Here is an 11,072-nt window from a genome sequence, read left to right on the forward strand (position 1 = left end):
GGCCACCACGTACGTCACCGGCGACCCCAGTGGATCGCGCAGCACCCGCAGCAGCGTCGCCGTTGAGACGACGACCAGCAGCAGGTCCAGAAGGATCGTCGGGCTACGCCGCGCAACGCGGATGCGAATAGCTACGCACTAGCGTTGAGGCAAGACCCGCCTCATCGCTAGCGCTAGGCTATTCGATCCGCTAAGTCCGCGCTTCTCCACCCTGGAGTGACCCGAGGCCGGGCCGGTTATTGGTAGAATTATTGCCCATGCGTTGCCTCCTTTTCCGGCCACCAGATGGTGACCAACAGTGCGACGGCCACCGCCACGCGCAGCGGCCAGCTGGCCGTCAGCGCAAGCGCCGCCCAAAGGGCCAGGGCCAGCAACGTGCCAATGATTTTTCTAGCCATGTTTCACCTCTGGCTCATCGCCGGCAGCGCCAGGAACACCGCCACCACGATTAAGAACAACACCCGGGTCATGAACAGCATCGGGGCGAACAGCAGCACCCCGACGGCCAGCACGATCAGCGCGATGCGCAGCGGCTGGCGGTGGCGGCCGCCAAGCAGCCGGGTCCAGACCGGACCGGTCACGTTCAGGTCGGTGCCGGCCAAAAGCACCACGTCGGCGAGCAAAAGCAGCACCAGCACAATGCCGGCCAGCCCGGGCAAAAGCCACGGCGTCGCCGCCGCCGGGTCGAGCTGGTGGTCAAAGCTCCCGCTGGCCAGGGCCCGGGTCAGTTGCGCCGCCGCACTGTCGCTCGGCGCGATGGTTTTGACCACCGGATCGAAGCCGAGGAAAAACACCGCGAGCAGCGCCAGCACCGCCACGCCGAACGCGTAGGGATTGACGTAGTAGTGCAGCGCGTTGATGAACACGCCGACCAAGGCGGCGCCCAGCAACAGCGCGAAGATGAACAGGCTGTTGGCCAGCCACAGCGTCGCGGTCTCGGCCCCCGGGTAGCCCAGCTCGTGCAGGAAAGTCTCGGGCGTCCCGAGCAGCCGCGCGTAGCCCCACATGATGGCCGTCATCAAGGCGGCCAGCGTCGCCCAGGTCACCAGGAGGCTGGCGGTCACGCTGCGCCGCGCGACCCCCATCGAAGCGGCCAGGCGCAGCCACCGTGGGGTTTTGGCCACCGCGACGGCCAGGAAAATCACGACGCTCGGCACGATCAGCGGGGTGCCGACCGTGTCGGGTCCGTCGCTTGGCAGAATCACGTAGAACAGCGCCCAAAACGCGGCGGTCAATCCCGCCAGCGCCGCCAGGAAAACACCGAAAATCGCCAGCGTCTCCTTGAATTCAAGTCTCAGCATTGCGCGTAATTTCATCACTTCGCCCCCGTTTCCACCTGGGCCACGCCGCGCCAGGCCAGCCAGCCGACCAGCGCGTCAAGCGCCAGCAGCCACGCGGCGGCCAGCCACGGCCGCGGCGCCACACCGGCGGCCGGCAGCCCGATGGCCAGCCTTGGACCGGTCAACACCGCCGCGTGAATCGTCGTGTCGCCCAGAATCATCGCCGTGCCGATCAACAGCCCGGCGACGGTGAAGGCCACCACGCTGATCCAGGTGGTCACCCGCTTGCCGCGGCCGCGCATCGCCAGGCCACCGATCACGCCGAGCAACGCGAACAGCGCCATGGCTAATCCGACCAAAACCGGCGCCCAAACCGGGCCACCGAAGACCCCTTTCACGTACGGCGTCACCAGGCTGACCGGATTGGCGCCGATCAGCCGCACCACCGCCTGCATCACCAGCAGCGCGGCGGCCCCCAAGACAACCAGCGGCAGCAATAGCGCTGCACCGACCCGGCGCATGGTGCGGCGGGTCACGCCGTTTTGGAAGGCCTGGTCGACGCCGACGTCGATCAGCATCATGCCGCCGAACGCCACGTCGATGGCAATCAAGAGGTCGCCGAGGCTGAAGTCGTGCTGGTCCAAGAGCAACGGCAGCCCCACGATCACGATCGCCGTGGTCACGACCATCACCACCATGCTGACCAGCACCGTGTTGGCCAGGCTGCGAAAGAGCGCCTTACTTTTCATGCCGCTCACCCCGCGTCAGCTCGATGATCAGGCGTTGCAGGTCCATGGCGTCGAGCGTCACGCCGGCCGGCAGCGGCCGCTCCAACGGCGCGTCCAGCGTATAGGCCGTCAGCATTCCGCCCAGTGCCTGCTTGCGCATCACCGGCGTGTCTCTCAGGTAGTCCGCGACCAGGCCGGCGGGACCGGACACGATGCGCCCCTTGGCCAGCACGGTCGCGACGTCTTCGGCCAGCACGATCTCGCCGCCGGCCAGCACGTTGACGTTTTCCACCAGCGTCGCGACCTCCTCGATCAGGTGCGTCGCGATGACGAAGGTTCGCGGCCGCTGCGCGTAGGTCGCGAGCAGCTCCTGGTAAAAAAGCTCCCGGGCCGGCGCGTCGAGCCCGAGTACCGGCTCGTCCAGCAGCACGAAGTCACACGGGACACACAGCGCGATGATCAGCCGGGCGATGGTCTGATAGCCCGTCGACAGCTGGCCGAGCTTGGCCGAATCGCGCAGCTCAAAGGCGGCGAGCAGGTGCTTGGCCAGTTCGTCATCGAAGTCCCCGTACATCTGGCGGGTCAGCGCAAAAAGCCAGGTCAGCTTGCGGTCGGCCGGGTACAGCTGGGCGGCAGACATCAGGAAGATGCGGTTTTGCGCCGCTTCGTTTTCGACCACCGACTTGCCGTCCAGGGTCACGGCGCCGCCGGTCGCAAAGGTGCGGTTGTTGACGATGCGCAGCAGGGTGCTCTTGCCGGCGCCGTTGCGGCCCAGCAGCGCGTAGATTTTACCCGCCTCCCAGGTCGCGTTGACGCCGCGCAGCACCTGCTGGTTCCCGTAGCGCTTGGTCACGTTCTTGAATTTGATCTCACTCATGGTTGTACTCCCCTTCGATGGCGGCGGTCAGCTGCCCCGCCGTGATGCCCAGCGCCTTGGCCTGCCGCACCACCCGCGGCACCTGCGCCGCGAAAAACTCGGCCTGCTGCGCTGCGGCCAACTTGGCCTGGGCCCCTTGAACGACGAACATCCCGACGCCGCGCCTTTTTTCGATCACGCCGGCGTCGACCAGCTCGTTCATCCCCCGCAGCACCGTCGCCGGGTTGATCGCGTAGCTTCGCGCCACCTCAGTCGTCGACGGAATCTGGCTTTCTTCCGGGAACGCGCCGGACAAAATGCCGGCGGTGAACTGCTGCGCAATCTGGTGGTACAGCGGCACCACGGAACTCGCATCAAAATGCACGACAACCCCTCCTTCGTTCGTTGGTTAGTTGGTCAAGTAATTAACCTCACCGATAGGATAGCACCCGGGTTCGCAGAAGGCAACCACCAAATTAACGGCGCCACCAAAAAGGCGGCCACCGTGGGGTGACCGCCTGTGAGGGCCGTTGTGGTTGAAGGCAGCGCAGCGCGGCGAATCCGCCGCGGCACTCGGATCAGGCCCGGGTCCACGCACCACGCCGCCGCTAGGTCGTATCTTAAAATAACACCAATCTGTATTTAGCCTCGAATACCACGTGTTGCTCAATTAGCCGCTAGGTAGGGCGGAGGATCGGACGGCACCGTTGCCACGGCGGAGGGCCGGGGCGAGCCAGCGTGAAATTGCAGTTAGCCGGCCACCCTTGCCGGCTTACTGCAAGGGCGGGTCCTGAGACCGCAACGGGCTCAGGGGAGCCCCACGCGTTCCGCCGCCCCGGCCCGGAGCCGTGGCGCTGGTTCGCCCGGGCCGGAGCCCGGATTTTACCCGTCCCGCTAAACCCGCGGCGCTACGCCCTGGTTCGTCGGGCTACGCCCTGGAGCCACACGCTCATCTCCCCGACTGCGCGGTTGGCCCAGGCGAAGTACGGGATGAACGCGAGCGGCTGGGGCTGCGGCCCGGCCGCGACCGCGGCGGTTGAGCCCGGCAGCCGCAGGCCAGGCGCCGTCAGCCGCACCAGCGGCAGGGCGAAGGTCGTCGCGTCGGCGGCGGCCGTCAGCTCAGCGTCTTGGGGCAGCGCCAGCCACGGCAGCTGGGGGCCGTTGTCGACCTGCTCCAGGCAGTAGACGATTGGGCCCCGGGCGACGGCGACCAGGCCGATATCGGCTCGCACCGCCGGGTTGGCGTACACGCGCCGGGCGGCCAGCGGCAGGGTCAAGGCGACCACCGAACCGTTTTGCACCGCGACTGCGGCGTAGCCGGCCACCGCGGCGGCCGGGACCGGCTGGCCGTCGACGGCCAGCGACCAGCCGGTGGCCCAGGCGGGAATGCGCATCGCCAGGGTGAAGGTCACACCGGCCGGGGCGGCGACGGTGAAGCGTTGGCCGCTTCGCCACGGGTAGCCGCCGGTCTGGGTGACCGTCGCACCGTTGTCCAAAGTCGCGGTGCCGCCGACGTACTGGTTGACCTCCAGCCGCTCGCCGCGGGTCAGGTAGACGTAGCGGTCGAGGCTGGCCACCAGCCGCGCGAGGTTCGGGGGGCAGCAGGCGCAGTTCAGCCAGGCCGGCCGCGTCGGCAGCACGTGGCGCTTAGCGGGGTCCAGCCGGCAGGCCGTGGGGTTGACCTCAAGCGGGTTGACGTAGAAAAAATGTGCCCCGTCAAGCGCGACGCCGGCCAGCATCCCGTTGAACAGCTCCCGCTCGATCACGTCGGCGTATTCGCCATTCGGCGCCGCCTCGAGCATGGCCTGGAGGAAAAACACCATCGCGCAGCTGGCGCAGGTCTCCGCGTAGGCCGTGGCGTTGGGCAGGTCGTCCGGGAAGGTGAAGGCCTCGCCGTTGACCGTCTGGCCGACCCCGCCGGTCACGTACATCTGGTGGTCGATGATGCGCCCAGCAAGCCGGCGGCAGGCCGCCAAAAGCGCCTTGTCCTCACCGAGCCGCCCGGCCCGGGCCGCCCCGGCCAGCAGGTAGAGCATCCGCACCGCGTGGCCCTCGGGCTCCGGCATCGCAGCCAGCGGCACGTCGGCCTGAAAGTACCCGAGGTCCTGCCAGTCGCCGTTCCAGTACGGCTCGTTTTGGACCGCCGTGGTTCGCGCCTGTTCCGCAAAAAAATTCGGCGTGGTGCCGCGCTGGTTGAGCATGTACAGGGCCAAGTCGAGGTGGCGGCGGTCGCCGGTCACCGAATACAGCCGGGTCAGCGCCAGCTCGACCTCGGGGTGGCCGGGGTAGCCGTGCAACTTGCCGGGCTCGGGACCAAAATGCGCGGCCAGGTAGTCGGCCATTTTCACCGCGATCGCCAGGGCCTGCTCGCTTCCCGTCGCCTCATAGTAAGCGCATCCCGCCTCGATGTAGTGGCCCATGCAGTAGAGCTCGTGGGACCGCGCGACGTGTTTGAGCTTGCGGTCCGGTGCCTCGAGCTGAAAGTAGGTGTCGAGGTACCCGTCGTCCTCTTGGGCGGCGGCGATCAGCGCGACCACCGCATCGCACTGGCGCTGCAGTGCCGGATCGGCGTGGCTTTGCAGCGAATAGGCCGCGGCCTCCAGCCACTTGTAGACGTCGGAGTCTTGAAACCACATGCCGGCAAACCCGCCGGCCTCAATCCCCGCCGCGCGGCGCAGGTTGCGGATGGCGTGGCTGTTGTCCTGGGCGTCGTAGCTGTTGCCGCCGGGGTTGGCCACCGCCTCTTGGTCGTTGAGCACCCGCCACTGGTAGGGAATCATCTGGGTTCGCACCAGCCTGCGGTAGTAGTTCCAGAAGTCATCATCGATGGTCACTTGAGTCAGTTTCATGTCGCACCTCCATTACCGCCAGTATAAGCGTTTACTTTCGCCGCCAACACTGCTAGAATCTGAGAATTGGTGGCCGATTCCGACCACGGGAGGCAGACGATGGTTTTTCTCAAAATGGCGCTGGCCCAGCCGGCGACGTACCTTCAAAGCGGCGAGTTCTCCGCGGCCCTGGGCTGGCGGCACCACCGCGCGGTTCACGGCCGAGACACCGAGCTAATGCTTGGGGTGAGCGGCGAGGTGCATTTATCCGTGGCCGGCGCGACGTATCACCTCGGCCCCGGCGACGCCTTGGTGGTCTTCCCCCACGAAACCATCGTGGGGGCCCAGCCGACGCTGACGCCGAGCCGCTTCCTGTGGTTGCACGTGGTGGCTGAGGCCGCGGTGGTGGCCGGGGCAACCGGCGACGGCGAGACCGCGGCGGATGCGACCGGGGCGAATACGGCCGGGGCGACCGGCGACGACCCGGCGGCTGAGGCAAATGCGGTAGCGGCGGCCGGGGTCGCGGCTGCAAAAGCCGGTCACCCCACCGCGACGGCCGGCGACCCAGCCGCGGCCACACGCGCCGTTCTCCTGCCGCGGTTCAGCCACCTGAGCTCGTCGCAACCCGGCGTGGCGTGGCGCCAGCTGTTGGACCTCGCGCATGACCCGACCCAATCCGCTTTGATTCGCGATTACCAGGCGAGCCTGGTGGTGCTGAGCCTCGCCGCCGCGGCCAGGCCGCACGATCAGCCCGGCGGCCAGCGGCTGGTCAACGCGGTGAAGGAATGGGTTCGCATCAACCTCGCCGTGCGGCCCAGCGCCGCGACGATCGCCGCGCATTTTGACCGCAACCCCGACTACCTCAACCGGCTGTTCAAGCAGGCCACCGGCCAGACGCTGGGCCAGTACAGCACCGCGCTGCGGCTGGATTACGCCAAGCTGCTGCTCTTGTCGACCTCAGACACCGTCGCGCAAGTCGCCGGCCGCGCCTTTTTCCCAGATGAAAAGTACTTCGCCCGGGTCTTCCACCGCACCGTCGGGCTGCCGCCGTCGCGCTACCGCAGCGCCTACACCCACACCTTCATGAACAACGATCAAGTCGACCCCGGCGCCGACCTGCAGCGGCAGGTCGCCATACTTGAGGCCACCAAGGAGCAATCACAATGAAAATTCAACCTGTTACCCAAGAATTCCTGGCACCAAGCGTCGCGCTGGTCACCGCGGCCTTTGCCACCGCCGCTCACAGCGACGGCAACGAGGGGCCGCTGGTCGCGAGGCTCCGCCAGTCTGCGACCTACCACCCCGAGTACGACGCCATCGCCATCGCCGACGACGGCACCTTAATCGGCCACGCCATGCTGTCGGAGGCGTCAGTCGGTGCGACCAAGCTGTTCGTGCTGGCGCCGCTTGCCGTCGCGCCGGCTCACCAACACCTCGGCGTCGGCAGCGCCTTGATCGCCTACCTGGAGGCGGTGGCCGGCGAGGACCTGCGCCGCGCCATCGCGATTCTCGGCGACCCCGCCTACTACGGCCGCTTCGGCTACGGTCCGGCCGCCCGGTTCGGCATCACCGCCCCGTTCCCCGTCGCCGATGAAAATTTCATGATTCGCGAGCTGATTCCCGGCGGATTACGCGGCGTCACCGGTCAGCTGCAGTACGATCCGGCGTTTGGCCTTTAGCCCGAACCGGCGGCCCGAGCGGCTCACCCAAGCCGCACCCCTGCGGCGCAGTCTTTGGGCTGCGCCTTTTTGGTTTTGCTGAAAAGGTGTAAACTAGAGGCTAACAAGCTTGGAGGCAAACCATGGACCACTCTGAAAAACCGGCGACGCGGCCGCGCGTCACGCTGTCGCCGAACCACCACATGACCATCAACTGGCACAGCTTCGACCGCCAAGACGACGCGCCGGTCACCCGCACCAGCCTGACCGAACGCGCGACGATCGTCGGCCGCGTCGGCATCATCATGCTCTCTTGCGGCACCGGGGCCTGGCGGGTTCGTGAGGCGATGAACACCATCGCCCGGGACCTCGGCCTGACCTGCGCGGCCGACGTCGGCCTGATCACCATCGAGTACACCTGCTTCGACCACGGCCGCCACTACACCCAGGCGCTGGCCCTGCCGACCAGCGGCGTCAACACCGACAAGCTGACGGTGATCGAACGCTACGTCACGCGCTTCGCCACGGACTGCGTGGGGCTGACCGTCGGCGAGATTCACGCCCAGCTGGACCAGATTCAGCACAAACCGGGCAACTTCTCGGCGCTGACCGCCGGGCTGGCGTCGGCCCTGGCCTGCGCCGCCTTCACCTTCCTGCTGGGCGGCGGCCCGATCGAGATGATCTGCGCCTTCCTCGGCGCCGGCGTCGGCAACTACTCCCGGCGGCTGATGGGGGCCCGGCGCATCACCGTCACCGCCAGCACCGCCGTGTCGGTCGCCTTGGCCTGCCTGTCTTACCTCTTGATGTTCAAGGTGCTGGAGCTTGGGTTTCACATCTCCCAGGCTCACGAGGCCGGCTACATCGGCGCGATGCTGTTCGTCATCCCCGGTTTCCCCTTCATCACCTCGGGGCTGGACATGGCCAAGCTCGACATGAGAAGCGGCCTGGAACGCGGCACCTTTGCCATCATGGTGATCGTCGTCGCCACCGTCACCGGCTGGCTGGTGGCGCTGCTCGTGCATTTTGAGCCGCAAAACTTCATCCCGCTGCACCTCAGCTTCTGGGTGCTTTTGACCTGCCGGCTGGCGGCCAGCTTCTGCGGGGTCTACGGCTTCTCCATCATGTTCAACTCGCCGAGAAAACTCGCCGCCTCCGCCGGGCTTCTCGGCGCCGTCGCCAACACGTTGCGGCTGACCTTGGTCGACTTTGCGATGCCGGCCGCCGCCGCGGCCTTCATCGGCGCCTTGGTCGCCGGGCTCTTGGCCAGCGCCGTCAACCGCAACACCGGCTACCCGCGGATTTCGCTGACCGTGCCGGCGATTGTGATCATGGTACCGGGGCTTTACATGTACCGCGCGATGTTCAACCTCGGCCTCAACGACTTCGGCGTCGGCGGCGGCTGGATGATCAAGGCCGTCTTGATCGTCGTCGCCCTGCCGCTGGGCCTGGCCGCGGCGCGAATCGTCACCGACTCGGAGTGGCGCCACGTGGATTGATACAACACAACGTCCCTCTTATTGCCCATGATGTACGGCAATAAGAGGGACGTTGTCTACTTGGCGGCACCATCGGTCATCTGAGCAACAAATGCTGGTCCGATCATATGGATCTTAGGTCGCTCCTTAATCAGATAAATCCATCCTTCCGACTCTAACTTATCAATCGTCTTCTTCGTACTTAACTTGCTAAAGCTCTGCTGGGTGTTGCCACGATGCAGAAAATCCTTCAACAAGTTGTCATCTAGCGTTGAGCTCTGCCGCTCACCAAACAAATACGGCTGAATCAGATAGGCAAAAACCGCCTTTTCTTGCTCGGAGAACTCTGACTTCTGAATACGTGCAAACCATAATTTTAGTGTGGCCTCGCTCTCTTTGAGCTCAGTGATAATCCGGTCTTGACCTTTGAGGATGATGGACATTAGTGTTTCGATAAAATAGGTGACATCGCCGAAGTTTTTTGGGTTTTCGACCTCTTCAAATGCTTGGTAATAACGCTTTTTTTCGAGATGAATACTCCGCGAGAAATTCACACCGGTTAAATAATCAAGCTTCTGCCCCAAGTAACTGCATGCAAGGTAACGCCCCGTCCGCCCATTTTCGTCGTAGAAGGGATGCACGTACTCAAAAAAGAAATGTGAGATTAGGGCCTTGGGAATAAACTGAATCGAGTCGTCGTTCATAAAGTCGATCAGTGCGGACATATTTGCGCTAATTGAGTCCTCATTGGCATCCGGCCAATGAATCGCATTTCCCGTCCGTTCGTCATTGATAAAGACGGGACCCGCTCGGAATATTTTACCATCAGGCGCATCAGCTTTCTTTACTTCACCATCAGTAACCTGCTCCCAGACCGTTCGAATGTCTTGTTTCGTCTCAATATGAATCTCTTCTCCCCTAAAAATCTTCAGGTACATGTAGGCAAGCGAGTGAAATCTTCCACTCGTCGGCACCTGTCCCAACGCCCCAACGATAGCGTTAAACATTTCTTTTCTAGAACTACGTACGCCCTCAATCTCGTTAGTGCTTTGCAGTTCAACCGCCAAGGTGTTATAGAAAAACTGAGTGCTGGCCACTTCCGGCAGGCGATTACGTAATTGGTTAATCTCACTAGATCACTGAAGAATCTGGGCGCTCATCGTATAGATTCCGGGTGTGATGACAAAGAAGATAGGATATTGGGTTGTCGACTTATGATCGCGCTCATTCGGCGATAACTTCAGGTTTGTATGAACTGCACTTTCGCCTTCAAATCGGTTGCGATACTCTTTCGTTACGTCTCCACGACGCTCGTAACTAACAACCCTCAACGTTTTGTAGGCCATAGTATCTCCCCCTCATCTTAAAAAACAGGTAAAAATCCAACGATTCTAACGTGTGCTAAAACTTATCTCGCAATTTTAGCGTAAATTAAGAGATACTTCCAGCTACGCGCTGAAATCGTTGAAAATTGCCACTAATTTCAAGATATGACCGATGCTTCACCTGCCGCCGATGTCTAGGCAGAAATGGCAAAAGCGCCTGCCACCCCAAACACCAAATTTAGACTATCCGGTCGCTAGGTTGTTCACTCGTCAATTGCTACAAAACCCCTGTGAGCTCAACTAGAAAAAACCGACTACACATACGCAGTCGGTGCTTACCTTCAATGATTTTTTGTGTGAGTGGTCAAGTTGTTCACACCCCACCACACCAAGGCGACCAGCGCCAGCGCCACCAGGAAGTCCCCGGCGAACGCCAGCAGGTTGAACTGCCAGGTCGCGCCTTGCTGCCCCAGCTTGAAGCCGCCGGCTACCCGCGCCGCGGCATCCAGCCGGTTCGGCGTGGCGCCTTCCAGCCACCCCAGCGGCCAGCCGTAAAAATACAGGTACAACGATTCCGTGCTGCCATCCGCGATTGCCTGACTCGCCGGTGCCAGCAGGCTCAACCCGGCCAGCCCAAGCGCCAGCGCCACCTGGTACCCCCACGCGTGTTTGCGCATTCGTCATCCTCCGTTATCCCGTGCGTCTGCCATCGCCTCGAGTATGGGTGAAAGCGTAACCATTGTTAAACCAAAAGTACGGGATCACGTCGCAGGGTCCCAATGGCCCCACGCGTAATCCCGGCTCTTCGTCAAGTGGAGTTGATACAGATTTATGAGAGTGCCTGGGCCTTAATCGGTCTGGGTGCTCTTTTATTAGTGCCATTTGGTTTGAACCAGACGCGTTCCAAGAAAATGCGGTTGAT

General features: G+C 63.4%; 12 protein-coding genes. 3 read left to right on the forward strand and 9 right to left on the reverse strand.

All coding sequences use genetic code 11. The annotated features are described in order from the left end of the window. Nucleotides 1-248 precede the first annotated feature (248 nt). From NUH19_RS11640 to NUH19_RS11665, 6 genes are all read right to left on the reverse strand, one after another. On the reverse strand, nt 249-398 hold the full coding sequence (locus tag NUH19_RS11640) for a hypothetical protein (RefSeq protein WP_262316726.1): 150 nt from the start codon (nt 396-398) through the stop codon (nt 249-251). Between the two features lie 3 nt (nt 399-401). After that, a complete protein-coding gene (locus NUH19_RS11645) occupies nt 402-1,316 on the reverse strand; it encodes a hypothetical protein (RefSeq protein ID WP_262316727.1) in 915 nt (304 codons plus the stop codon). Continuing rightward, a complete protein-coding gene (locus NUH19_RS11650; RefSeq protein ID WP_262316728.1) occupies nt 1,316-2,029 on the reverse strand; it encodes a hypothetical protein in 714 nt (237 codons plus the stop codon). The genes NUH19_RS11645 and NUH19_RS11650 overlap by 1 nt, the downstream gene beginning before the upstream one ends. Further along, complete coding sequence (locus NUH19_RS11655) at nt 2,019-2,885, reverse strand: ATP-binding cassette domain-containing protein (RefSeq protein WP_262316729.1); 867 nt, start codon at nt 2,883-2,885, stop codon at nt 2,019-2,021. The genes NUH19_RS11650 and NUH19_RS11655 overlap by 11 nt, the downstream gene beginning before the upstream one ends. Then, complete coding sequence (locus NUH19_RS11660; RefSeq protein ID WP_262316730.1) at nt 2,878-3,249, reverse strand: GntR family transcriptional regulator; 372 nt, start codon at nt 3,247-3,249, stop codon at nt 2,878-2,880. The genes NUH19_RS11655 and NUH19_RS11660 overlap by 8 nt, the downstream gene beginning before the upstream one ends. 523 nt (nt 3,250-3,772) lie before the next feature. Then, nucleotides 3,773-5,713, reverse strand: a complete 1,941-nt coding sequence (locus NUH19_RS11665) for a glycoside hydrolase family 127 protein (RefSeq protein WP_262316731.1) — start codon at nt 5,711-5,713, stop codon at nt 3,773-3,775. Nucleotides 5,714-5,812: 99 nt separating this feature from the next. Here NUH19_RS11665 and NUH19_RS11670 point away from each other — a divergent pair, with 99 nt between their 5' ends. From NUH19_RS11670 to NUH19_RS11680, 3 genes are all read left to right on the forward strand, one after another. Further along, entirely contained in the window at nt 5,813-6,859 is a 1,047-nt protein-coding gene (locus tag NUH19_RS11670) for a helix-turn-helix domain-containing protein (protein WP_262316732.1), read from the forward strand. Continuing rightward, on the forward strand, nt 6,856-7,371 hold the full coding sequence (locus tag NUH19_RS11675; RefSeq protein WP_262316733.1) for a GNAT family N-acetyltransferase: 516 nt from the start codon (nt 6,856-6,858) through the stop codon (nt 7,369-7,371). The genes NUH19_RS11670 and NUH19_RS11675 overlap by 4 nt, the downstream gene beginning before the upstream one ends. A gap of 122 nt (nt 7,372-7,493) precedes the next feature. Next, nucleotides 7,494-8,846, forward strand: coding sequence for a threonine/serine exporter family protein (locus tag NUH19_RS11680; RefSeq protein WP_262316734.1), 1,353 nt, complete (start codon nt 7,494-7,496; stop codon nt 8,844-8,846). A gap of 56 nt (nt 8,847-8,902) precedes the next feature. Here the strand turns inward: NUH19_RS11680 and NUH19_RS11685 are convergent, their stop codons facing one another. The 3 genes from NUH19_RS11685 to NUH19_RS11695 all read right to left on the reverse strand — a co-directional run bounded on the left by NUH19_RS11685 (nt 8,903) and on the right by NUH19_RS11695 (nt 10,827). Then, the gene (locus tag NUH19_RS11685) at nt 8,903-9,832 is read right to left on the reverse strand and encodes a Fic family protein (protein WP_262316735.1); all 930 of its coding nucleotides are present in this window, start codon (nt 9,830-9,832) and stop codon (nt 8,903-8,905) included. A 129-nt stretch (nt 9,833-9,961) separates the two neighbouring features. Next, nucleotides 9,962-10,171 (reverse strand): hypothetical protein, encoded by a 210-nt coding sequence (locus NUH19_RS11690; RefSeq protein WP_262316736.1) that lies wholly within the window; start codon nt 10,169-10,171, stop codon nt 9,962-9,964. 320 nt (nt 10,172-10,491) lie between these two features. Next, a complete protein-coding gene (locus tag NUH19_RS11695; RefSeq protein WP_262316737.1) occupies nt 10,492-10,827 on the reverse strand; it encodes a hypothetical protein in 336 nt (111 codons plus the stop codon). Nucleotides 10,828-11,072: the final 245 nt, after the last annotated feature.

This window comes from Lacticaseibacillus parakribbianus (genome assembly GCF_025490915.1).
Lineage (GTDB): Bacteria > Bacillota > Bacilli > Lactobacillales > Lactobacillaceae > Lacticaseibacillus > Lacticaseibacillus parakribbianus.